General features: G+C 35.6%; 22 protein-coding genes. 6 read left to right on the top strand and 16 right to left on the bottom strand.

Annotated features, from left to right (window positions below; translation table 11 throughout):
• Positions 1 to 17: 17 nt before the first annotated feature.
• Positions 18 to 1,133, bottom strand: coding sequence for a PepSY-associated TM helix domain-containing protein (locus tag AC27G3_RS09590; protein WP_487121015.1), 1,116 nt, complete (start codon positions 1,131 to 1,133; stop codon positions 18 to 20).
• 324 nt (positions 1,134 to 1,457) lie between these two features.
• Between AC27G3_RS09590 and AC27G3_RS09585 the strand changes: the two genes are divergently transcribed.
• Positions 1,458 to 2,072: a MarC family protein gene (locus tag AC27G3_RS09585; protein WP_487121013.1), complete on the top strand. Its 615-nt coding sequence runs from the start codon at positions 1,458 to 1,460 to the stop codon at positions 2,070 to 2,072.
• On the opposite strand, the gene AC27G3_RS09580 is transcribed toward AC27G3_RS09585, so the two are convergent.
• The gene (locus AC27G3_RS09580; protein WP_487121011.1) at positions 2,073 to 2,852 is read right to left on the bottom strand and encodes a phytanoyl-CoA dioxygenase family protein; all 780 of its coding nucleotides are present in this window, start codon (positions 2,850 to 2,852) and stop codon (positions 2,073 to 2,075) included.
• Between the two features lie 299 nt (positions 2,853 to 3,151).
• Between AC27G3_RS09580 and AC27G3_RS09575 the strand changes: the two genes are divergently transcribed.
• Together AC27G3_RS09575 and gdhA are read left to right on the top strand one after the other, a co-directional pair.
• On the top strand, positions 3,152 to 5,017 hold the full coding sequence (locus AC27G3_RS09575) for a YfiR/HmsC family protein (RefSeq protein WP_487121009.1): 1,866 nt from the start codon (positions 3,152 to 3,154) through the stop codon (positions 5,015 to 5,017).
• Between the two features lie 397 nt (positions 5,018 to 5,414).
• Positions 5,415 to 6,767 carry an NADP-specific glutamate dehydrogenase gene (gdhA, locus tag AC27G3_RS09570; RefSeq protein ID WP_487121008.1) on the top strand — a complete coding sequence of 451 codons (1,353 nt, stop codon included), beginning with the start codon at positions 5,415 to 5,417 and terminating at the stop codon, positions 6,765 to 6,767.
• 130 nt (positions 6,768 to 6,897) lie between these two features.
• On the opposite strand, the gene AC27G3_RS09565 is transcribed toward gdhA, so the two are convergent.
• From AC27G3_RS09565 to AC27G3_RS09505, 13 genes are all read right to left on the bottom strand, one after another.
• Positions 6,898 to 7,545: a DsbA family oxidoreductase gene (locus AC27G3_RS09565; RefSeq protein ID WP_487121007.1), complete on the bottom strand. Its 648-nt coding sequence runs from the start codon at positions 7,543 to 7,545 to the stop codon at positions 6,898 to 6,900.
• 37 nt (positions 7,546 to 7,582) lie between these two features.
• The gene (locus tag AC27G3_RS09560) at positions 7,583 to 8,734 is read right to left on the bottom strand and encodes a GNAT family N-acetyltransferase (RefSeq protein WP_487121005.1); all 1,152 of its coding nucleotides are present in this window, start codon (positions 8,732 to 8,734) and stop codon (positions 7,583 to 7,585) included.
• Positions 8,735 to 8,786: 52 nt separating this feature from the next.
• Positions 8,787 to 9,548 carry an ABC transporter permease gene (locus AC27G3_RS09555; RefSeq protein WP_487121004.1) on the bottom strand — a complete coding sequence of 254 codons (762 nt, stop codon included), beginning with the start codon at positions 9,546 to 9,548 and terminating at the stop codon, positions 8,787 to 8,789.
• Positions 9,545 to 10,444, bottom strand: coding sequence for an ABC transporter ATP-binding protein (locus tag AC27G3_RS09550; RefSeq protein WP_487121002.1), 900 nt, complete (start codon positions 10,442 to 10,444; stop codon positions 9,545 to 9,547). Before AC27G3_RS09550 ends, AC27G3_RS09555 begins: the two co-directional genes overlap by 4 nt.
• A 122-nt stretch (positions 10,445 to 10,566) precedes the next feature.
• The gene (locus AC27G3_RS09545; protein WP_487121001.1) at positions 10,567 to 11,139 is read right to left on the bottom strand and encodes a DNA-J related domain-containing protein; all 573 of its coding nucleotides are present in this window, start codon (positions 11,137 to 11,139) and stop codon (positions 10,567 to 10,569) included.
• A 246-nt stretch (positions 11,140 to 11,385) separates the two neighbouring features.
• On the bottom strand, positions 11,386 to 12,054 hold the full coding sequence (locus AC27G3_RS09540; protein WP_487120999.1) for a glutathione S-transferase family protein: 669 nt from the start codon (positions 12,052 to 12,054) through the stop codon (positions 11,386 to 11,388).
• 365 nt (positions 12,055 to 12,419) lie between these two features.
• Positions 12,420 to 13,040 (bottom strand): PEP-CTERM sorting domain-containing protein, encoded by a 621-nt coding sequence (locus tag AC27G3_RS09535; protein WP_487120997.1) that lies wholly within the window; start codon positions 13,038 to 13,040, stop codon positions 12,420 to 12,422.
• Between the two features lie 379 nt (positions 13,041 to 13,419).
• Positions 13,420 to 13,719, bottom strand: a complete 300-nt coding sequence (locus AC27G3_RS09530; protein ID WP_487121275.1) for a DUF3325 domain-containing protein — start codon at positions 13,717 to 13,719, stop codon at positions 13,420 to 13,422.
• A 32-nt stretch (positions 13,720 to 13,751) separates the two neighbouring features.
• Complete coding sequence (locus tag AC27G3_RS09525) at positions 13,752 to 15,338, bottom strand: PepSY-associated TM helix domain-containing protein (RefSeq protein ID WP_487120995.1); 1,587 nt, start codon at positions 15,336 to 15,338, stop codon at positions 13,752 to 13,754.
• The gene (locus AC27G3_RS09520) at positions 15,335 to 15,631 is read right to left on the bottom strand and encodes a hypothetical protein (RefSeq protein ID WP_487120993.1); all 297 of its coding nucleotides are present in this window, start codon (positions 15,629 to 15,631) and stop codon (positions 15,335 to 15,337) included. Before AC27G3_RS09520 ends, AC27G3_RS09525 begins: the two co-directional genes overlap by 4 nt.
• Positions 15,632 to 15,704: 73 nt before the next feature.
• Entirely contained in the window at positions 15,705 to 17,849 is a 2,145-nt protein-coding gene (locus AC27G3_RS09515; protein ID WP_487120991.1) for a TonB-dependent receptor domain-containing protein, read from the bottom strand.
• 83 nt (positions 17,850 to 17,932) lie between these two features.
• Positions 17,933 to 19,270 (bottom strand): sensor histidine kinase, encoded by a 1,338-nt coding sequence (locus AC27G3_RS09510; RefSeq protein WP_487120989.1) that lies wholly within the window; start codon positions 19,268 to 19,270, stop codon positions 17,933 to 17,935.
• The gene (locus AC27G3_RS09505) at positions 19,267 to 19,953 is read right to left on the bottom strand and encodes a response regulator transcription factor (protein WP_487120988.1); all 687 of its coding nucleotides are present in this window, start codon (positions 19,951 to 19,953) and stop codon (positions 19,267 to 19,269) included. Before AC27G3_RS09505 ends, AC27G3_RS09510 begins: the two co-directional genes overlap by 4 nt.
• A 210-nt stretch (positions 19,954 to 20,163) precedes the next feature.
• Between AC27G3_RS09505 and AC27G3_RS09500 the strand changes: the two genes are divergently transcribed.
• The gene (locus AC27G3_RS09500; protein WP_487120986.1) at positions 20,164 to 20,631 is read left to right on the top strand and encodes a YciI family protein; all 468 of its coding nucleotides are present in this window, start codon (positions 20,164 to 20,166) and stop codon (positions 20,629 to 20,631) included.
• A gap of 51 nt (positions 20,632 to 20,682) precedes the next feature.
• Here AC27G3_RS09500 and AC27G3_RS09495 read toward each other — a convergent pair whose 3' ends face one another.
• Complete coding sequence (locus AC27G3_RS09495) at positions 20,683 to 21,177, bottom strand: FKBP-type peptidyl-prolyl cis-trans isomerase (RefSeq protein WP_487120985.1); 495 nt, start codon at positions 21,175 to 21,177, stop codon at positions 20,683 to 20,685.
• Between the two features lie 240 nt (positions 21,178 to 21,417).
• On the opposite strand from AC27G3_RS09495, the gene AC27G3_RS09490 reads away from it, so the two are divergent.
• Together AC27G3_RS09490 and AC27G3_RS09485 are read left to right on the top strand one after the other, a co-directional pair.
• On the top strand, positions 21,418 to 22,056 hold the full coding sequence (locus tag AC27G3_RS09490; RefSeq protein WP_487120984.1) for a hypothetical protein: 639 nt from the start codon (positions 21,418 to 21,420) through the stop codon (positions 22,054 to 22,056).
• Positions 22,056 to 22,823, top strand: coding sequence for a DUF3307 domain-containing protein (locus AC27G3_RS09485; protein ID WP_487120982.1), 768 nt, complete (start codon positions 22,056 to 22,058; stop codon positions 22,821 to 22,823). The genes AC27G3_RS09490 and AC27G3_RS09485 overlap by 1 nt, the downstream gene beginning before the upstream one ends.
• Position 22,824 lies beyond the last annotated feature (1 nt).

Here is a 22,824-nt window from a genome sequence, read left to right as displayed (position 1 = left end):
GCGATATAACTTCAAGGTTATTTGAGTGCCCTACTTCTTTGCCAGCGTCTAAATGACATCGCAATACCGGTATAAACTAATAAACAAGCTAACAGTGATGCCAGCCCTGCTAACGTTTGTCCAACTAAACCAAACATTTCTCCTGTGTGTAAAAAGCGTATATAACTTCGCACTTTTCGATAAGTCGAGTTGTCATCAAAACTTTGAACAGCTTCAACACTGCTGTTAAGAGTATTTAATAACACCGTCTTACGTTTCGTTGGCTGACCGCCATTACCCATATCTACTTGAAACGTTTGAATGCTTTGCGGTGTGCTCGCCAACGAAAAGCTTAAGCTTTGCCATTGGGGATAATCATTAATAATTTTAGTGAATAATGTTTGCATACTGAGCTGATTTACACGCTCTTCCTGCGATAATTTTTTAGCTTCAGGTAGCTTCTCGGAGTACGATGAAACATACGATTTCAAAGTATTTCCCGGCCATTTAAATGAAAAGAAGAATGCAGTAAAAGTAATAACGATTAACAATGGAGCCATATAAAAGCCAAAAGTATTATGCCATTGATAATCCCTCGCTTGACTGTTTTGGTGGTTTTTGGTCAGGATAAGTTTTTGCTTGAAGGCTCTTTTTTTGAATTTAACTGGTAACCATAAATATAAACCAGTAATCGCTAAAAGGAAAAAAATCACGTTCGCAATACCATTAATCCAACGGCCAGGCTCACTAAATTTTCCGTCCAAAGTTAACCAACGATGAAATGCTCTTAACTTTCCTAAAAAAACGGTGGTTTCTTGACCTGGTGTTGCTATTACTTCTCCGGTAAAAGGGTTTAAATAGGCTAACGTTTTTCTCCCTTCTTTGATCACAAACGGGGCATTAGATTCATTTGAAAAGCTTACCCTTGGTGGTTTTTCAGTGTCAAAGTCTTGTGCAATGTCAATAACGCTATCGAGCGAAATTCTCTGTGCATTGGCACTAGGCGGAACGGGGAAATCAGTGCGTTGCGCAGACTGAATCATCTGTCTTTCATAAGTTAAGCCAACACCTGTAATTGACATTAGCAAAATAAAAATTGCGGCACTACAACCAATAATTAGGTGGAACCAAAAAATATACTTCTTAATATTCATTTTTATTTAATCATCTTCTGTTTAAGCGCCGTAAAGGCATACTATTTATTGAAGGCATTTCACTATGTTAATACCAAAAACGCTATTGTAAATCATTCTCGTTTAAATATTTACGTTAATTGTAAATTTTATTGTTGCGAAAATAGACTTTTCAATAATTCGAATTTTTTGATATTATTTAAGTTCAAGGGGTTATCGAGTGCCCTATATTTCTCCTCTACAATACAAATAGCCATACAACATAAAGCTAAACGTATTAGTTTTCTTATTGCTAGCTCAATAACGTTAGTGAATATATTTTCGTAATTTTTATTAGGATAATAAATGATAGATATATTAGCGGTTTTTATCACTTTTTTTGCGGTTATAGATCCTATTGGCACAATCCCTGTGTTTGTTGCCGTAACTAAAAGCTATGATAAAAAAACAAAGCACCGAGTTGCACTACTTGCCACATTTACGTCTGCATGTATTTTATTGTTTTTTGTCGTCGCAGGAGAATTGTTACTTAATGCGTTATCTATACCATTACCTGCATTTCAAATTTCAGGCGGTATTGTACTTTTCCTATTTGCGCTTAGCATGATATTTGGTGACAGTAAGCCAGATGAAGAAATAAAGCTTTTGGAAGTATCACATAAAGAAACCGCTATTTTTCCATTGGCCGTACCTTCAATAGCCAGTCCCGGAGCAATGCTAGCGGCAGTATTACTAACCAAAAATGATTTATTCAGTGTTTGGGAACAAACGCAAACAGCTTTAGTAATGTTATCCGTGCTCGTTTTAGCTTATATTTTAATGCTACTTTCAAGCTATATTACAAAAATTATTGGCACTAGCGGCGCTAGTGTTATTAGCCGGGTAATGGGCTTAATAATTTCATCTATCGCGATCACCAATATATTAACTGGGTTAACTGAATATTATCATTTAATGTAATCAGTTAACCTTCAAAGCAAGTGTATTAGAAAATAATCTAGGGTGAGTGATTTTTTGAAGAGTCATTTCATCCGGCAAACAATCGTCATCAATATAATCAGCGAAACCTCCGTCAGTATCAAACACCAAAATATCGAGCGCTAACCTGTCTAAGCCATACAAGCCACGATGGATCATATCAGCAGAAAACACTAATAAATCACCTGCAGCGAGTTTAATAGCCTTACCTAAAGGCAAATTTTCACTACTCACTCGGCCTTGTTCTTCTTGACGAACATTAAACTCTTCCTCGTTATCCCAACGTTTATGGGTACCGGGAATAAGTTCCATCCCAAGTTCGTCAAACAAAGGCACACGAAGATGAAGCACTTGAGTTTCTTTTACCGCCTTTTTTTGCCCTTCAACATCATGATCATATTGACAATCACGGTGCCAAAAATCTTTTTGATTTGGATTAACCGGATTAAAAAACAATTGGGTATTCATAAAGGCTGCATTTTTAGGAATTAACGCATCAATTATAGCCATCATTTTAGGTGAACTAATAAAATTAAAAAGCGCTACTCTATCCTCCTTACCTAAGTAACGACTCCCCGTAATTAATGAAGAGTTAAACGCTTCTTCTTGATAAAATTTCTCATTATCAATTTTCCAAGCTTGGTGAAACTTTAAAATACTTTGCTTAAGTGCTGTTATTTCAGAGCAGTTAAAATAGTTTCTGATGACAAAATAACCTTCTAGATCATAACTTTTCTGGTATTGGTTTTGATTTTCTAACATGCCTGATTCGTGGCCTTTATTTTATTTGATATATTGCGGTAATAATAAACATGCTAATTTTCTCTTTTAACAGCTTATTAAAACAGGCTTATTTTACATATTAAACGTCATTATTTTGTAAGGTAAATCATTGTAAATGGCTTGCCTTACCTTACTTTTAAATGAGAAAATTATAACGGATAAGGCTGAATTAGAATAAGCCGAAAAACTATTCTAATTAACTTATTAAAAACGCTGTTGATTTAAGATAAATTCAACGTAAAATGTAAAAATATTATTAATTTTTTGTAAGGTATCTCATGGAAGCAGTATTTGCACGATTAAGATCAAGCTGTATGTTATTAATTGTTAGCATAGGTCTTGTAGTAAGCGCTCAAGCTGTGGCACAAACCACATCGTTAGAACATGAACAAGCTAAAATAGTTAGTAAGTTTGCGAAATATGTTAATTGGCCTTCAGAGGCAAGACAACGCAAATTTATTATCGGTGTTTATGAAGATGTTGAAAAATATAATTACTTTAATAATTACTTTGCCAATAAAGGTGTAAGAGGTAAAGACATCTCTGTTCTTTTAGTCAATACATTTACTGAAGCTAAAGACGTAAATATTCTTTATTTATCGTCAAATAAAAGAAACCTTTTATCATCAGCCAATCGTACATTAAGTGGCTCTCACGTTTTACTTATTACAGAAGACAGTAAAGAACCTTATAAATCAATGGTTGATATTGCTTATAACTCTCAAGATGCAAAAATAACCTTTACTGTTAATGATGTTAATATGGAAAAAGAAGACTTAGATATTCCTGATTTATCATATTTTTCAGATGCTAACAAAACTAGTGCAAATGCAGGTGCAGAAGAAGCAGTAGAAGAAGAAATATTACCCCCTGGACCAACCTTTTTGCTTGAACAGAAACATGCCGAAGAATTATTAGTGCTTCAAAGTCAGTTGAATAAACAAAAAGAAACTTATCAACAACAAATTAATCAGCAAAAAAGTTCAATTAACCAGCTGAACAAAGAGTTAAGCACGAGCAAACAGACTGCAGAGAAAAATACGCTCGCACTACAAAAACAATCTGATCGTTTATCTCTTATAGAAAAAGCAGACTCTAAAAAAAGCCAAGAATTGAAATCTAAAGATCAAAAGTTACAAGCTTTAGAGAAACAATTAGCGACTCAGCAAGCACAGTTAAAAATGAATAAAGAAGAGTGGCAAGTATCTAATGAAGATACTAATGGCGCTCAAGAAAAAAAATTAGCAGAGTTAACTGAGCAGCTTAAAAAGCAAAAAGACATTGCGAATAATTCCGCCATAAAATTACAGAAAGTGAGCAAAGAAAACGACAGCTTAACCAGTTTTCAAATGTTGTTTTATGTATTTGTGATTATTTCTCTGCTGGCTTTAGTTGTCGCATTCCTCATGTGGAAAAAAGCAAAAGAGGCTGCGCTAGCACCTTCTTCTGAAGCTGGTAATGAAAACAATACGTTATTACCTGCTAGAGAAGAACAATTAATAAAATCTGAAAACTTTGCAGCACTAGGGTATTTAGCAACCGATATTACTTATGCCGTTGGTGTATCGCTAGATGAATTACAAACGCAATTTGAATCAAGCGGGGATACTAAGCATGCAAATACGTTAAAACCTATCGTTACATTACTAGAAAACTTTAACTTAATTGCAGCAGATCAGGATGATACAGATGTTCAAAGCTTTAACTTAATCGATTATGTACAAAAAATGGTTATGTTGTATGAATTTGAATTTAATCAAAGTGATATAGTTTATAACTATTCTGGCGAACAAGCGTTAACGATTAAGTCGGTACCTAGTTACATTGCTATCATTTTAATTAATGTTATCAACAACTCTTTAAAGCACGGTTTCAACAATGACGGCAACGGAAAAATAGCTTTAAAAATTGAAAAAGGCGCTAAAGGCGGAGCTATAATAACTTACTCTGACGATGGTAAAGGCATGAACAAAGCGACTTTAGATAAAGTGTTTACACCATTCTTTACCACACAAAGCAGTCGAGGCTATGTTGGTGTGGGTATGAGTACCACGCAAGAGTTAGTTAAAAAGAAACTTTCTGGCGATATTAAAATCGATAGTCAGACAGGTAAAGGAACAACTGTTGTTATAACCTTGCCATAGGTTATGCTTAACAATTAATTTACCTAAGAACCTAAGGTCAATTCAATTGTTATTAAAATCGAGTAATTAACTGATACATCAGATTAATTACTCGATTTTTTTTATTCAAAATATAACATTTCTTAACAACTAGCTAAATTTGTCCTCCCTTCAAAACACCATTAGAATTATTATTCAAACAAACAGAATATAAATGCATAATTTAGATCAAAGTAAATCACTTATTTAGGCTAAATAGATTTACTTAAAATCACTTTTTTTTGATAATCAACCATTCAACTCAACATAGGTGCCAATAAAGTGTTCATTTTTAACTTACCTTAATACTTTTACCTCTATCTTCAAACAGATAGGGAATACATACTAACTAGCAAGTTTTTGCTAAAGGATAAATTCAATGTCGTATATTCATCAAACCATTACAGAATTAAAAAACTCAAGCCCTGCCCAATCAGAATTTTACCAAGCTGTTGAAGAAGTTTTAGACTCTTTGGCTCCCATTTTAAATAGTAATAAACGTTATCAACAACAAGCAATTATTCAGCGCCTCGTAGAGCCTGAAAGACAATTAATGTTTCGTGTTCCCTGGGTTGATGATGAAGGCAATATTAAGGTTAATAAAGGCTACCGCATTGAATTTAACTCCGCGCTAGGTCCATACAAAGGGGGATTGAGGTTTCACCCCAGTGTTAACGCTAGTATTGTAAAATTCTTAGGCTTTGAACAAATCTTTAAAAATGCATTAACTGGCTTACCTATTGGTGGCGGTAAAGGCGGATCAAATTTTGATCCTAAAGGCAAATCAGATGGTGAGATTATGCGTTTTTGCCAATCATTTATGAACGAATTGTATAGACATATCGGTCCCACTACTGATGTACCAGCAGGTGATATTGGTGTAGGTGCTCGAGAAATAGGTTATATGTTTGGGCAATATAAACGTCTTACGGGCAGATACGAAGGAGTACTAACAGGTAAAAGCTTATTATGGGGCGGTTCATTAGCACGAAAAGAAGCGACTGGTTATGGCGTAGTGTATTTTGCCAATAATATGTTGTCTGTAATAAACGACAATTTAGAAGGTAAGCGTTGTTTAGTGTCAGGCTCTGGAAATGTCGCTATTTATGCAATGGAAAAATTGTATCAATTAGGTGCAAAACCGATAACTTGTAGCGATTCATCAGGGACTATTTATCATGAGGAAGGTATTGATTTATCGCTCGTTAAACAGTTAAAAGAACAATCGAGACAAAGCCTAGCCACTTACCTTGAAACTTACAATGATGCTAAGTTTATCGACAGAGAAGAATACCCTAACGACGGGCATGCTGTTTGGCGGTTCAAAGCAGATGCGGCTTTTCCTTGTGCTACTCAAAATGAACTCACTCATACTGACGCTCAAGCATTGATTAGTAATGGCTGTAAGCTTGTTAGTGAAGGAGCTAATATGCCATCTACTCAGGAGGCAATTAATACCTTTGTTGCGGCTAAAATTTCATATGGCCCAGGTAAAGCAGCTAATGCGGGTGGTGTAGCAACAAGTCAGTTAGAGATGGCCCAAAATTCAAGTATGCAAAGTTGGACTTTTGAGCAAGTAGATAAAAAACTTCAAGAGATCATGAAAAACATATTCGACACAGCACATCAAACAGCCACCGAATTTGATCAACCGACCAATTTAGTTTTAGGAGCTAACATAGCAGGGTTCAGAAGAGTTGCCGATGCGATGTTAGAACAAGGCGTTGTATAAATTGTAAGTGCAATATCTATTTAAGCTTCTCATTAACCTTTAAACATAGGTTAATGAGAAGCTAAATTTAAGTCCTACAAAACGTTCCTGATTAAGTCGACACGAATACAAATTAACCTCTATTTGAGAGTTAATTTTCTTTAGCTATTTCTTTTAAAGCCTGCTCAAAAACATCGACAGGCTGCCCACCGCTGATCAAATGCTTATTGTTGATAATTACTGCTGGTACAGAACTAATACCCGCAGACTGATAATGTCGCTGTAGCTCTCTTACATCTTGTTCGTATTCATTAGAGGCTAATATTTGCTGCGCTTTTTTTGGCTCTAAACCAACATGCTTAACAACATCAAGTAATTGCTGATGATCGCTTGGATTACCATTTTGTTTAAAGTATAAATCGAACAAAGCGAGCTTTAACTCAGTTTGTTTATTATGCTCTTTCGCCCAATGGAGCAACCTATGCGCATCAAAAGTGTTATAAATTCGACCGCCTCCGCGATTACCAAACTCATAACCAACGGCTAATCCTCGTTGCTGGATCACTGCTTTGTTTTGTTCACTTTGCTCAATGCTTATATTATATTTTTCAGTTAAGTGTTCAGTAATTTCTTGACCTTCTTGTGGCATCTGAGGATTTAACTCAAAGGGTTGCCAAGTAATATCAACAGTAATCTCAGGGGTTAAATTTTCCAGCGCTTGTTGCAATGATTGATAACCAATAATGCACCAAGGACAAGAAACGTCTGAAACGATATCTAATTTAAGATGTATGCTCATAGTGTTCCACCTAATAAAGTTAATGCCATATTGTAGGTTACTTAGCGATTGTTTTAAATGGTAAGTCTTGCCTACATTGATGCTGATAAGCTTTCATGTGTTGTTGCTCTCGAAGACAGAAGTCTTTAACCGATGGCCTAAATGCGGCGTGTTTTATCCAATGATAAGAATACGTTAGTACAGGCTCAAAGCCTCGTTGAATTTTATGTTCACCTTGCGTACCAGGATTAAAGCATTGCAAATTGTTCTCAATGCAAAATTCAATACCTTGATAATAGCAAAGTTCAAAATGCAGATGATTAAAGAACTGCTCGCTTCCCCAATAACGACCATATAAATTGACCTCGTCAAAAAAGAATAACGCACAAGCGACATCTTCTGTTTGCTGACTCGCGATCACCAATAAAATATTGTTTGCCATCGTGGTGAAAACTTGTTGAAAAAAAGCAAAGCTTAAATGAGGTTGATGCCCTCTTTTTAAATAAGTCAGTTGATAAGTTAAATAAAAAAACTCGAGCTCTTTAGCACTGATATTCGCCCCTAAAACACGACGCACATTAAGCCCTTGCTTTGCGATGGAAGCTCGCTCTTTTAAGGTGTTTTTCCGTTTACGCGCTGTAAAAGTCGTTAAATAGTCATCAAAGCTTTTATAATCACGATTAAACCAGTGAAATTGTACTGTATTACGTTGATAAATATCGTTAGCAAGTTCGCTGCCTAATTCTGACACTATTTCCTCTAACGAAATTTCAGGGCAATAAAGTAAATGCCAACTATTGATATTTTGCTGCTGGCAGTATTGGATGAGCAATTGAAACAAAGCCTGATGTGTTACGTTTTTCGATAACAACTTATCGCTAGTAACAGGCGTAAATGGCAACGTAGCAACTAACTTAGGGTAATACTCAATACCGTGTTGCTCAAATGCTCTAGCCCAGTCCCAGTCAAATACGTATTCGCCCCATGAATGACTTTTTAAATACATAGGCACAATCGCGTTAACTTCATTCTCATGGCTTAACATTAAATGATGCGGTTGCCAGCCACTTTCAATACAAGCCGAATCACTCTGTTCCAATGCTTTAAAGAAGTCATATTTTAAAAATGGACATAATGAGGAATTTAACTGTTGCCACTGCTTAAATGGAATTTGGTTAAAACGTTCTAAAAACTGTGCTTGCAATATCATTCTCTACAACAATTAATGTTATCTAACTTATAGATTTTATTGGTAATGGCTCTTATTGCTTTATTTGATAGCCGCTTTTAAAAATCCAAGCAACAGCAATAATACACATGGCCAAAAACCCACTCATAACGCAAAAACTAGTGAGTAAGCTTACTTCAGCCACTTCATAAAAACTCCATCGAAAACCACTAATTAAATAAAATACAGGGTTAAATTGCGTTACAGTTTGCCAAAATGGCGAGAGCATACTAACAGAGTAAAAAGTTCCTCCTAAAAAAACCAATGGGGTAATAATAATCAGGGGGATCACTTGAAGCTTTTCAAAGTTGTCGGCCCAAATACCAATTATAAAACCAAATAAGCTAAAAGTGATTGCTGTAGCAACTAAAAAGAATAACATCCACAAGGGATGAGCAATATTAAGATCGACAAAGCAATGTGCTGTGGCCAAAATAATTAATGCGAGTAAAATTGACTTAGTCGCCGCCGCGCCAACATAACCGAGCAGTACTTCAAAAGAAGAAACCGGAGCAGACAATAACTCATATATAGTGCCAGTAAATTTGGGGAAATAAATACCAAACGATGTATTAGCAATACTTTGTGTAAGTAAAGATAGCATAATTAGCCCAGGCACAATAAACGCGCCATAACTCACACCACCTATTTCTGTTATACGAGAGCCAATAGCCGAACCAAACACTACGAAATAGAGCGATGTTGAAATTACAGGCGAGACAATACTTTGAAAAAGAGTACGTTTTGTTCGCGCCATTTCAAATTTATAAATAGCGGCTACTGCGAAATAGTTCATTCTGTCTCCTTAACTAATGAAACAAATATATCTTCCAACGAGCTTTGATCTGTTTTGATATCTTTAAAAATAATACCTTCAGCAGATAAATGTTGAAGTAAATTAGAAATACCTGTGTGCTCTTTCGTAGTGTCATAACTATAAATTAACTGCATCCCCGAACTTTGTATTTGTAAATTAAAGTCTGCAATACTGACAGGTAGTTCGGCTAATGGCTCTTTTAAATCGAGTGTTAATTGCTTTTTGCCTAACTTTTCCATTAAGGCTGATTTTTCTTCAACCAGAATAATTTGACCATTTTTAATCACGCCAATACGATCAGCAATTTCTTCTGCCTCTTCAATGTAATGTGTCGTTAAAATAATGGTTACACCGTCATTTCGAAGCTGCCGCACCAATTGCCACATATCTTTACGCAATTCAACATCAACACCTGCAGTGGGCTCATCTAAAAACAACACACTGGGTTCATGTGAAAGCGCTTTGGCAATCATCACTCGGCGCTTCATGCCACCCGAAAGCTCCATCATGCGATTATCTTTTTTATCCCATAATGATAATGATTTCAGTGTTTTTTCAATAAAAGCAGGATCAGATTTTTTACCAAACAAACCTCGGCTGAATGTAACCGTTGCCCATACCGTTTCAAAAGCATCTGTGGTTAACTCCTGTGGCACTAAGCCAATAAGTTCACGCGTATGGCGGTAACCTGAAACAATATCCTTTCCATCAACAGTAATTTGCCCAGACGATGCGTCAACAATGCCACAAATGGTACTAATGAGTGTTGTTTTCCCCGCGCCATTAGGCCCTAATAAAGCAAAAATTTCAGCGGGCTTTATGGTTAAATTGACATTATTAAGTGCTTGAAAGCCCCCTTCGTAAATTTTATTCACATTTGTAATTTGAATCATGGGTAGCAAGGTAATTACCATCAAAAGTTGGAATGTTTGAGTATTACTAAGGTATACGACATCGGCTATTAATAGCTAGAAAAATCACACAATCAGTCGTAATTTTATTGATTATAACTAACACTTAACATTTCATATGCTTTACGGATCACGATAAAGTCTTCTGCACAGCCACCTTTATCAGGATGATTACAAATAACTTTCTTTTGATAAGCTTTGCGAATTTCAGCCCAGCTCGCCGTTTTATTAACCTCCAAAGTTACCCGCGCAGCATCCACTTTATCTAACGCTCGATATTTTTTCCAAAAGTGGTCAAACAGCGCTTCAATTTCGGCTTTAGAAGTATGATGATAATTTGACCAATTAAGATAGTAATCTGCCAACTTATTATCACGTACAGATATCCCCCCCTCTCCTTTCGCTATAATAGGGGTAAGATAGACCTCTAATGGGGAAATTACCAGTTGAAAGCCTTCTTCACTAATATCATGTTGAATTTGATAAAGGGCATTCATGACAAAGAAGTTTTTTTGAAAAATTACCACTTGATAATCTACGTTTTGCTCAATCAGTGAATGAAAATCTTGCTCGCAAAACTTCACTAAATCTACCAAAGAACAAGTGCTTTTCTGTATTCTTAAATACTCTAGGATTTGAAAAACCAAGGGGTTTGTCATGAGAGAATTCTCTTTTTCGTTAGCTGTAGTTATCATAGCCACTTCATGCAATAACATAAAAAATGAAAAACACCAATATTTTCAATTAGATACACACAGACTTTCAAAACTTTCTTCTTCTTTATTTATCGCATTTACTTATATAGATTTAACATTAAACAGTATGTCCGAAGTCTATGAAAAGTTAACTTCCTTATAATCCTTATAAGCTAACCACTTTACCCTAATTATTCTCATCAAATACATTTAAGCGTAATCGTACTCCCCTCCAGTGGATAAAGCTTTTTGATATGCAGGTCTAGATTGAAACCGCTCCACGTATGTAATAATTTTTGGATAGTGCTTATTATTTTTGTTTTTCGATGCCCAAGCTTCTAGCGGAAAGCTCATTTGAATGTCTGCGCCAGAGATCTTATCTCCCGCAAACCACTCATTACTTTTTAAATGGCTTTCGATAAAATCAAGGTTAGCAATAATATTGGGCCCTACGTATCCTTTCATAACCTTTCTTACAATCTTTTTTGCTATGGGTTTAGCAAAAAACAGCATGGGCGCTTTCTCTATTTTTTCAAATATTATTTTTAATAAAAGCTGAGGCATTAAGGTGCCCTCTGCAAAATGTAGCCAATATAAATACTGACGATGAGCTTCACTGTCAGGCATAACCTTAAACTTATCTTGTGCGTAGTTTTGAACAAGATATTCAATAATAGCACCGGATTCAGCAACGGTAATATCGTCATCGGTGATAACAGGAGACTTACCCAAAGGGTGAATTTTTTTAAGACTTTCAGGCGCTAAATTGGTTTTTGAATCGCGTTCATACCGTTTAACTTCATAGGGAACACCAAACTCTTCTAAAGCCCAAAGTACTCGTTGAGATCGGGAATTATTTAAATGATGTACAACAAGCATGGTTTTCTCCAGTAAGTTAAAGCTATTGAATATAGTAAGTTATCATATGAGCATTATGGTGTATTAATTTATCTCTAATTTTATTGCAATTAACCCATACATAGTTTGGTTACTAATCAGTCGAATTAACTTCTCGCTATAGAGTTCTTATCTAATCAAACGTTATTCTGTGGCTCTATCGGTAAGGATTTTTTTATCACACACAAAGAAATACAAGCTTGAGAATAAACTGCGTTTGAGTGGTGGAGGTAGTCTTGTTTTTTTAAGTTTACTTTGGTTATTAAATTGCAGTGCTGCCAACAAAAAAACCGCAAAATACTGATAGGTAATCTGCGGTTTTAGGTCATATAAAAGTTTTAGTGGCTCTATTTTTTACGCTTTTGCGCTACACCTAACACAAATAATCCTAAACTAAACAGTGCCAATGGCGCTGGTTCAGGAACTTCAACAGCACCTTTAACCGTTAACGTTGCACTGGTTAAATAAAAGTTATCTCCAAACCACGTTTCTTCAGCAAACATTAAGGTAAAATTTTGAGTGTCTAAAATATCTTGAAAGGTATCGTTATCAACATTAGTTTCATCAAATAATAAGCTCGTTGAAATACTTTGATCGTCTGTGTAAGCATAGTTAGAGGCAGAAGCACCTGGTCTTACATTCCAGTCTTCGACAAAAGAGAAGCGACTAATACCTGAAAATGTTAAGCTCAATTCAAAACTATCAACACTTGCAAAGTCTAATGCTGAAAAATCAAAGTTATCATAAAAGCGTCCACATCCACGGCTTGTATCATATATGCGAACTGAATCAGCATTTAACGTATCACAGCTATTGGCTGAGATCAGACTAGTAGGTGAATAATTACCAGCATCACTGCCGTAGTTATGTACGATATCTGTAGTTGTCTCAATAAGCGCTGCTTGAGAGAACGTAGTAACTAAGCTAAGGGTGGTTACTGCAACTAACTTACTCATTAGGTTTTTCATACTTCAAATCCATATTTAATTATAAAAAATCAATGTCACAATGACATTGAACCTAATATAGATAGGCAAATACCAAACCAGTTTTTGAACACTCGTACAAAAATAAAACAAGCAATTGTTATTTAATATAAAATTTTTAATTGTTCAATTCATTTTTTACTCTTCACTCATCTTACCTGTAAAGTAATTCGACAGTAATTGAATCAATAGCGTTAAACAATTGTTAACTAAAAGTTAAGTAAATCAAAAAGATAAAGCCTGCTTGGTTTGTTGATAAATTATTATTTTCATCAGTACATTCCAAGCTAGGTGATAAAAAAGTACAATAAACAAACAAAGCAACAAGACATCAATTACTATTTAATAGCTAACTAGTTGATTAACTAAATAAATCACTGAAAAATGACAACATTTTAGGTTTGAATGTGAAGATTAATGACAATACCAAAGCCACTAACATTGCGATTGCACACCAATAAACTAGGCCTAATGTTAAGCCCCAATGAATGACTGCAATTATCCCTCCTAATATCAACAAACTAAAACCGCATAACCTTAATATCTGTACACTACGCTTTGATAATCTCTGGCGATTATCAGTTATTTGGCTGTAATGTTTTGATAGTGAAAGGCTTAAAAATACAAAACCAAATGTTATTAATATAATTACAATAAACATCATCATGTTGAATAACCTTCTTTATAAAACTTTTATGTATTTGACCTTTGTGATTCGGCTATCGCCATCATGTCTTTTTTGGTCGTATTGTTTTGAATTATTTTTGCCGCGATAGCAAAACAAATGCCAAAAAATAGCATGCTTATATCAAAGCCAACCATTAACCAATCATTCCTTTGTATACTCGAAAAGATGTTATGCTTTGTTGTTACTAGATTCAGCACAGGTAACAATAAATAAGCAACGGCGGTAAACCAGAGCAAATGAGTCCATACTTTTTTTAATGGGTACCATAAACAGCAACCAATACTGCTCAACATGCCAATGAAAAACCAATGCACCTCCCAATCGGCTCTATTTTCAAGCGCAAATGGAAGAATTCGGTTACTCCAAAAGTATGCAGCTATAGCAATAGGTAACCCGAGAATACCCCCAATATTAATGCGTTCAATCAAAGAAATAATATTGTAACGGCTATTGTTAGCCTTCTTAATTTGTCGTTTTTTCACCCATAAAATCATGCCGGTGGCAATCATTCCTGCACCTAGAATTCCAGCTAAAAAATACAACCAGCGTAAATAAATATTCGCAAAAAGACCTTCATGTAAGTGCTCAAATAAGTCGTAAACTTTAGCGGCACTTCCTGCTTTTTCTTTTGTTATTTCAAGTTCAACTCGACTACCATTAATACGATATTTTACTACCGACGCCAGGTGGATCCCTTCAAATTTATCAAACCATATCTCATAATGCTCCTTATCACTGCCGCGATCGATGATACCAATATAACTAATTTTAAGGTTTTGATAGCGTACCGCAGCATCTTTAAGTACTGTGTCTAAAGATAAATTTTCAGGAGCTAAATTGATATATTGTTGCTCTGTAATATCTAATTGTGATTCATCATAGAACTTCCGAATGTTTTCTCGCCCTTCGCCATACCGAACCTCTATAACCGATGACATAGTTACTGTCATTAAAAGCAATAAACCGCTATAGGTAATCATCAAATGAAATGGTAGAGGCAATACGCTAAAAATATTATGGATATCTAACCATGAGCGAATACCTTTTTTAGCACGGAAAGTAAAAAATTCGATAAATATCTTTTTGTGGATAACAATGCCAGTAACTAAGCCAATCAGCATTAACATGGTAGCTAGACTTGTTAAAATATAACCAACTAATTGAGGCACATAGTGTAAATTGTAATGCATGCGATAAAGTGTTTCACCGCCAGCAGTTTCTCTAACTTCATCCGCTTTACCAGTGTTTGTATCAATGAACTTTTCTTGCCAGTCTCTTGGTGTATTAGTAGTCTCATTCGCTAGTTGCAGCCACTGTATTTGAATAAATGGTGTACGTGAAGCAGGTAAACCTATATACCATTGCGGGGAGTCTGACGCTAATTCATTCAAATGTAACTCTGCAGCAGCTATTGCTTCATCTTGATGAGTAAATTGATCAACAACTGAAATTTCAGGTTTCATCCAACGATCTATTTCGCTGTCAAAATATCCTACAGTTCCTGTAATAAATATAAAATATAAAAGCCAGCTAAAAGAGAAACCGACCCAAGTATGCAGCCAATTCATCGATTGACGAAAACGTGTTTTCATAAGTTAACAGCCATATTAAGGTAAACCGTTCCAACATAAGCAACTAAACAACTGCTACTAACCCATAAACCTGCCTTTAGAGCTGTTTTAGTTGAAAACACATACATAACAACTAATGTATAGACAATAAAACTAACCATCATTCCCGTGACAATACCATCCACTTTATTATCTGCTGGTAAATAAGAAATAAGTATTGCGACTAAGTTGGCTAAAATAAAACCACCCAATAGCGCAATAAGGATTCGAATGGCAATCCCGATTGATTGACTGTTTTTTTGAATAAATGTCATAAAATTACTTACTGTAGTAAATGCTAAATGCACAACAGTATTGTTGTGCATTTAGTGATAACAAAGAGTTTGTTTAGAATTGATAAGATGCAGTGATCCTAATATCGCGTCCTGGTTCTTTAATTCCTACCACGCTTTCATAACCACTTATGTGTCCATAATCGGCGACACTACCATGGCTTCTATAAGACTCATCCAATAAATTTTGTATCGCGAAGTCTAAGGTTAAGTTCTTGATAGGTGTATACGTTACATAAGCGTCAACAACGGTATAGCTTGGTTTATCTACAGTTTCTAATGCTGATTGCCAACCTAACTCAATAGAGCGGTGAAATACTTCAATATCATCTAGGCTAGCAACATAATTAAGGTTAAAGCCCATTGCTATGTCGTCATTCAACTCATAATTAACGTTCAAATTGATTGAGTCACCCACTGCATTACCTAAACCGCCATATTCGTACGCAGCTAAGTCAACACCATTTAACACAACAGTACTAAACCCTGATGGGTCATTAGCATCAGGCCAAACAAATGGCGCATTATTCAATTCCACGTCATTGCTGTTATAACTAATCAACACATCAAAATTATCTGCTTGATAACCTGCAACTAATTCAAATCCTACGGATTCTAAATCACCAATATTTTCATAGAAAACACCTTCTCTGCCTTTGAACTTATCAAAAACAACATCGCTGATTTCGCTGTTATACACAGATATTTCAAACACAAAGGTGCCGTCATTATATTCTAGGCCTAGCTCTTGGTTGACAACATTTTCTGGTGCTAAACTGTCGTTATGGCTTAACTCACCCACAGTAAAGGCATCGGCTACCTGTCTACCGCGTAATGCTTCGGCATAACCTGCAGACAGTTTTAAATGTTCAGTGAGGCTATAAACCATCCCTAAGTTAGGACTAAAACCGTCTTGTTTATCAATGGAAAAGGCATCACTTGACGTTACTGGATCACCGTTACTATCTGTTTCAACAACCCAAACCCCGTTAACTTGCACCCATTTAGCTGACTCACCTTCGTGATCGAGTTCGTAACTATCATGACGCACCCCAAAACTTATTAACAAATCATCATTAAATTGCCAGTGATCTTGAATATAGAAGCCAGTTACAGACCCTTCTTCATAGTAGATACCACCAAAATCTTCATAGGATTGAGAATTAACTTTATCGACTTTGCGTTCAACACCATAAGTGAATGAATGGCTAGCCATATCGCTAGTATTACGAATATCAAATCCCGTTGTTTTGATCGATGCATCCCACGTATATAACTCGCGTTTAAAAGATGAATCAGTTTGGTATAGGGTGGTTTCTAAATTAACTAAATCGTTTAAATACCAAGCATGATTTAACACTATGGTTTCACGTTCACCCCATGATTCAAATAATGGATCACTAGCTAGCGGTGCCCAGTTTGTTTGTTTACCGAACTCCCCTTCTTCTTTTCTGCTTTCGTAACTCAAAACAAGCGCTTGGTTATCGGTGAGATTGGCATTTAATTTAATAAAAGCAAGAGTTTGATCAGCAGCAGTACCTGGAATTTCTTCACCGTCGCCATCTTCCATGTTATCTCTGCTCACATTGACATAAGAAGCCAAAATACCCACATCTTCCGTTGCTTTACCATATAACGAGATGCTTTCTTTATGACCATTATTTGAAAAATAACCTACTTTGGCCTTACCACCAAATTTCTCGTCTTTAGCAAGTAAGTTATCAGCATTTTGAGTTTTAAAACGAATAGCACCACCTACAGCGCCTATACCCGAAGTTGCTTCACCCGCCCCCGCTTGCACTTCAACACTTTGTAATAATTCTGGTTCAATAGATACACGGCCAATATGATGGAATAAAGTACTTGTTTGAGGGGCGCCATCAACGGTTACATTGACCATGGAGTCTTCTAAACCACGAACATATATTTTTTGCGCGATACCTAAAGAGCCGCCAACCGTAACCGATGGTGTGTGACGAAAGATATCTTCTAAATCATTCGCTTGGTATTTCTCTAGATCTTCAGGGGTAATTAGCGTATTCGTTGTCGCACCGACAACAACTATTTTTTCAATCGCTTTTACTTCTGTTTCATTGTCTTCTTGATAGGCATAAACACTAGGAGTAGCAATTACAGCCGCAACAGCCGCATTAACTAGTGTCTTTCGAAATGTACTTTTTTTATTCGGGTTATATGACATGGTTAAATTCTCATTAAAATCTCGTTAATGAGAATTATTACCATTTAGTTTGAGCATTTATACTACTTTTACATTTGTTACATTTACGTAATAGGAATCATTATCACTACAGTCAGACCTTCGTCGGTATTATTTTTAGCTGACAAATTAGCCCTCACACTGTTTAAAAGACGTTTTGCCAAAGCCAACCCAAGGCCAAAGCTATCATTCCCAGCTTCACGAGAGTTATCTATTCGAAAGAACGGTAGAAATACTTTATCTAAATATTGAGGTGCAATACCAGGTCCTTGATCAATCACTTCTATACAGTAGTGACTACTTTTATTTAATAATCTTACAACGACCTTTTTACCTACGGGAGTGTAGCGTAATGCGTTGCGAATAATATTCTCTAACGCGGGACAAAGCGCTTTATGGCTACTATTACTGATAACAGCATGGTTAGGTGTTTCTAGTGCTAACTCTCTGTTTGAAAATTCAAACTTAGCATCATCAATAACAACATCTAACAAATCGACTAAATCGACTTCTTCTTGGCGAATAATAGGCTTTTCATTATCAAGCCATGCCAATGTGAGTGTGTCTTCAACCAATTTTCGAATATATATAGACTCTCTAGCAATACGCTCTAGATGTTGATGGCTATTATCAATTTCAAAGTTATTTACAGCAATATCTAACCGTGTTAACGGCGTACGTAACTCATGGGATAAATCTGAAATTAGTTGTCGCTGACCTGCTATTAGTTCGCCTATTCGGCTAGCCATTTGATCAAACGTTGAGGCTAAATGTGCAAGCTCATCATTTCTGCTACCTAACAGTTTTCTTACTCTTACATCAAAATCACCTTTACTAAAAGCTGAAGTGGCTTTTTCCAACTGATGAAGTGGCGTAATAATATGCCGATATAACCAAATAGAGAGTAAAATGAGTATTGTCATGGGCAGTATTATTTGCAAAATAATTTTAGTGGTTAGCCAATACCCTCCTGGTCTCATATGTTCAGGTAGCTTTATTAAAAAACTCGCTTTGCCTTGAGAAAAAGGAAATTCCATGACAGGGTTTTGCTCAAAATATAAATGGATTTTCCAATCAATGCTTCGCCCAAAATGATGGCCGCCAACGCTATTTACGTCAATGGTATCGCCGGCTATTTGGTCAATCTGAAAACTAGCAATTGCCAGCCATGTATTTTCTTGTTGTTTTAATTTAGCCAACCATTGATTTAATGCGGCTTTATCGCCCGATAAATATAACTCCTCTGCGGTTACAGCCCATGCTTTTAATTGCTGTTGTTCAGGCTCTTCAATAAAGCTCATTCCTTCTTCGGCCTTAGAAGTTAAAACACTTAATATATAAAAAAAAGCGACTAACCCCGTTGCTATCATCAAGCAAGTTTTCCATAAAAACTGTCTATTCATCTAAAGCAATAACCTTTTCCATGAACCGTTTGTAAACGATCCCCCAACCAATTTGCTTCATTCAGCTTTCTTCGCACTCTACTAAGGTGCATATCTATACTTCGATCATATACACCCAGTTTTTTATTTAAAACGGCTTGATATAAGTCAGCCTTACTCACTGTTTTATTTCGCTTTGAAATTAATTCCCACAAAAGCTTAAACTGTATTGTTGTGAACTCTATGTCTTTATCATTTACTTTTATTGACTGCTTGCCAGCATTGAGTGTTAGGCCATCAACACATATCTCATCATGACTTTGAGTATTAACTTGCAATTGACTTCTTCTGAGTAGCCCTTCAATTCTGAGTAATAATTCCTGACTATTAAATGGTTTAGCAATATAATCATCAGCACCGTGCGTTAAACCCAGTATTCTTTCCTCTTCCGCCCCTTTCGCCGATATCATAATTACAAGTTGCTGACTCGTTTCTCTTAATGTCTTTAAGAGTGAAACACCGTCTAGTTTAGGTAACATTTTATCTAATAGAATAAGCTGATGTTGCTGTGTTTGAGCCAATTTAAGCCCAACAACACCATCAAAGCATTGCTCGACAATATAGCCAGATTTAGTTAATAAATCGGTAATATAATTATTAAGCGTATTATCGTCTTCGATTAATAAAATTTTTGTGTTTTTCACTATAGAACCTAGAGAAGTTATTAATGGTAATCATTATCATTAACAGTAATCTTAAACGTATTAAAAGTAAATGATGGTACAGCATTAGATTTCATTTCTGTTATTTGTAGAGCATTCTCACAAAAGCTCGCCTAATGAATAATTCTATGGCATAAATAATTATTCCTACTATTCTCTAGGCTTAAATTTAATTTTAATAGGGTAAATAACATGATTAAAACGTTACTGATCATACTCACTACATTTTTCATTGCTGTTGCGCCTCATGCTTTAGCGCAAAATATTAATCCTAAGTATGATGCTGAATTAGCGGCTAAGTTAGGAGCTGATGATTATGGTATGAAAAACTTTATTTTGGTTATTCTTAAAACAGGAACAAACCAGTCAACGGATAAAAACAAACGAAATGAAGCTTTTACTGGGCACTTTAAAAACATCAATCGTTTAGTAGAAGAGAAAAAATTAATTGTTGCAGGTCCGTTTGGCAAAAATGAAAATGATTTTAGAGGGCTTTTTATATTAGATATTGCCTCACTAGAAGCAGCAAATGCACTACTTCAAACTGACCCTGCGATTAGTGAAAAATATTTAACAGCCGAGCTTTATCCCTGGTATGGCTCAGCAGCTTTAACAGAGTACCTTGATGCCTCCGATAAAATTTGGAAAATTACCCCTTAGCGTTTTATGAGCATTTAATTTCTCTTGACTACTAACAACTTAAGCCAATAACTATTCCTGACAACGTGCATCAATAAGGGTAATTTGAGAAACAAGCGCGCTGTTAGGACCAACAGATCCTGATAAACCTCTTCTGCCATACGCTAAGTCAGACGGTATATAAAGCTCCCAACTTTCACCTACTTTCATCATAGGTACGCCTTCTCGCCAGCCTTTGATCATTTTCGACAATTCAAATTTATCTGGGTTTCCGCGTTGATAACTGCTATCGATAACCTTTTTCGACTCAGCTAACATCATTGTATAGTGCACAGTAACCCTATAATCAGGATCAGGGTTACAACCTGTACTTTGCTTTAAAACTTTATACTGCAATCCAGAGTCTGTTGCTTTCACCCCTTCCCTTTTTAGGTTCATGGCTAACCAATGCTTTCCTTTTATGGCATTAACATCTTCTAAACTATACAAACTATTAGAGTTGGTTGAACTCGCACAACCAAGAAATAAAGTACAAATAAAACTAATGAACAGAGCGCGTAATAACATTTTGATTCTCGATTGATAGATAGAACAGTTTATAAAAGTAAGATAAATCATTTTATAGTTAAGTACCGTTAAAGTCATGACATTATGAGTAGAATGAGGTTTTATCAAATGAATTCCCACACACAAAAGCAACCTTATTTAATTGCTTACCTCATTGCAACTAAATAAGGTTGCATATTAAATAGCAATTAAATATGATTGCAAATACGTTCGTAAAGCTTTAACAATAGGTAATGTAATATGATTGCAGTATTAACGGGAGATATTGTCAATTCTACCAAAATGTCTAACGAGATTTATTCAGACGTTATAAAATGCATGAATGCTTTACTCAATGAAGCGAATGAAAAATATGGTGCTGTAGGCGAAATATATCGCGGGGATGAGTTTCAAATTCAATATCCTGATCCTGTGTACGCTTTAAAAAGTACGCTATTGATCAAGCTTGCTTTGCATTTATCAAGCTTTTCGCCAAAACCTATTCAATGCACACTATCTCTCGCTTATGGCACTCATAATATTTACGATGAAAAGCCTAATACATCATCAGGCCCTGTTTTTATAGCATCTGGTAGAGGATTAGAAAAAACTCAACGTGGTGATCTATCGGTACACTTTGATCATAAAAATGATCAATACGAACTAAATCTCTTATCGCAATTTTTAAATCACCTACTGAACAGACTCACTAAAACACAAGCTGAATTATTATATCAATATATTGAAAGCAACTTCGCAGAGCATAAGAAACTTGCCGATATTACTGGCACAACACGTCAAAACATCAGTAATAGATTGAGCAACATTGGTGCCTTTCTCGTAAGAGATTATATGGAAGTAATAAACAAAAAAATTATGCTACTTGGAGGTAACAACTAATGGAACTCTTACTATTATTACTGGCGGCTCACTTCATAGGCGATTTTTACCTGCAACCTTCTCAATGGGTTGAGTGTAGAAACAATAACCATATTAAGTCGGTAGGGTTATGGAAACATTTTTTAGTACATACTTTACTTAATACGGTTGTTTTTCTAATTGCAGAATTCTCATTTTTTCAATCAATAATAGCCATTGGCGCCATATCAATATCGCACTTACTGACCGATTACTGGAAATCTCATAGAAAGAAAAATCTCATCTATTTTCTGTTGGATCAACTCATTCATATAGCAATTATCAGTAGTGTATGGGTATATTTTTCTGGTTTCACCTTTGAACAGGTAACAGTCTTTATAGGAAGCTTTTTTACCGCTAAAAATATGATCATCGCCATATCATACGTATTAGTCTGTAAACCGGCATCGGTAATAATTTCACTCGCGCTAAAACAACATACTGATAGCCTGATTAAAAATAATGACGTAAATGAAGAAGTAAATAATAGTAAAAATAATGTGGGCCTAGTTTCTGCTGGTTCTTGGATCGGCTATATTGAGCGGTGCTTAGCTATTTCTTTTATCTTTATGGGACAATTTGCCGGCATTGGCTTCTTAGTAGCTACTAAAACCATATTTAGATTTGGAGATCTAACAAAAAACAAAGATATGAAACTGACTGAATATATGATGTTAGGCACTTTATTAAGCTACGCCATTGCCCTATTTGTTGGATGGAATACCATGCAAATATATAGAGCGCTTTAAG

It is taken from the genome of Colwellia sp. SU-HH01217, assembly GCF_057543495.1.
Note: the sequence above shows the minus strand (reverse complement) of the source record. Positions and strands in the feature narration are given on the sequence as shown.

Bases quoted from the DNA above. Each gene is read 5' to 3' on its own strand.
- AC27G3_RS09590 (WP_487121015.1), bottom strand. From the start codon at position 1,133: ATGAATATTAAGAAGTATATTTTTTGGTTCCACCTAATTATTGGTTGT.
- AC27G3_RS09585 (WP_487121013.1), top strand. From the start codon at position 1,458: ATGATAGATATATTAGCGGTTTTTATCACTTTTTTTGCGGTTATAGAT.
- AC27G3_RS09580 (WP_487121011.1), bottom strand. From the start codon at position 2,852: ATGTTAGAAAATCAAAACCAATACCAGAAAAGTTATGATCTAGAAGGT.
- AC27G3_RS09575 (WP_487121009.1), top strand. From the start codon at position 3,152: ATGGAAGCAGTATTTGCACGATTAAGATCAAGCTGTATGTTATTAATT.
- gdhA (WP_487121008.1), top strand. From the start codon at position 5,415: ATGTCGTATATTCATCAAACCATTACAGAATTAAAAAACTCAAGCCCT.
- AC27G3_RS09565 (WP_487121007.1), bottom strand. From the start codon at position 7,545: ATGAGCATACATCTTAAATTAGATATCGTTTCAGACGTTTCTTGTCCT.
- AC27G3_RS09560 (WP_487121005.1), bottom strand. From the start codon at position 8,734: ATGATATTGCAAGCACAGTTTTTAGAACGTTTTAACCAAATTCCATTT.
- AC27G3_RS09555 (WP_487121004.1), bottom strand. From the start codon at position 9,548: ATGAACTATTTCGCAGTAGCCGCTATTTATAAATTTGAAATGGCGCGA.
- AC27G3_RS09545 (WP_487121001.1), bottom strand. From the start codon at position 11,139: ATGACAAACCCCTTGGTTTTTCAAATCCTAGAGTATTTAAGAATACAG.
- AC27G3_RS09540 (WP_487120999.1), bottom strand. From the start codon at position 12,054: ATGCTTGTTGTACATCATTTAAATAATTCCCGATCTCAACGAGTACTT.
- AC27G3_RS09535 (WP_487120997.1), bottom strand. From the start codon at position 13,040: ATGAAAAACCTAATGAGTAAGTTAGTTGCAGTAACCACCCTTAGCTTA.
- AC27G3_RS09530 (WP_487121275.1), bottom strand. From the start codon at position 13,719: ATGTTTATTGTAATTATATTAATAACATTTGGTTTTGTATTTTTAAGC.
- AC27G3_RS09525 (WP_487120995.1), bottom strand. From the start codon at position 15,338: ATGAAAACACGTTTTCGTCAATCGATGAATTGGCTGCATACTTGGGTC.
- AC27G3_RS09520 (WP_487120993.1), bottom strand. From the start codon at position 15,631: ATGACATTTATTCAAAAAAACAGTCAATCAATCGGGATTGCCATTCGA.
- AC27G3_RS09515 (WP_487120991.1), bottom strand. From the start codon at position 17,849: ATGTCATATAACCCGAATAAAAAAAGTACATTTCGAAAGACACTAGTT.
- AC27G3_RS09510 (WP_487120989.1), bottom strand. From the start codon at position 19,270: ATGAATAGACAGTTTTTATGGAAAACTTGCTTGATGATAGCAACGGGG.
- AC27G3_RS09500 (WP_487120986.1), top strand. From the start codon at position 20,164: ATGATTAAAACGTTACTGATCATACTCACTACATTTTTCATTGCTGTT.
- AC27G3_RS09495 (WP_487120985.1), bottom strand. From the start codon at position 21,177: ATGTTATTACGCGCTCTGTTCATTAGTTTTATTTGTACTTTATTTCTT.
- AC27G3_RS09490 (WP_487120984.1), top strand. From the start codon at position 21,418: ATGATTGCAGTATTAACGGGAGATATTGTCAATTCTACCAAAATGTCT.
- AC27G3_RS09485 (WP_487120982.1), top strand. From the start codon at position 22,056: ATGGAACTCTTACTATTATTACTGGCGGCTCACTTCATAGGCGATTTT.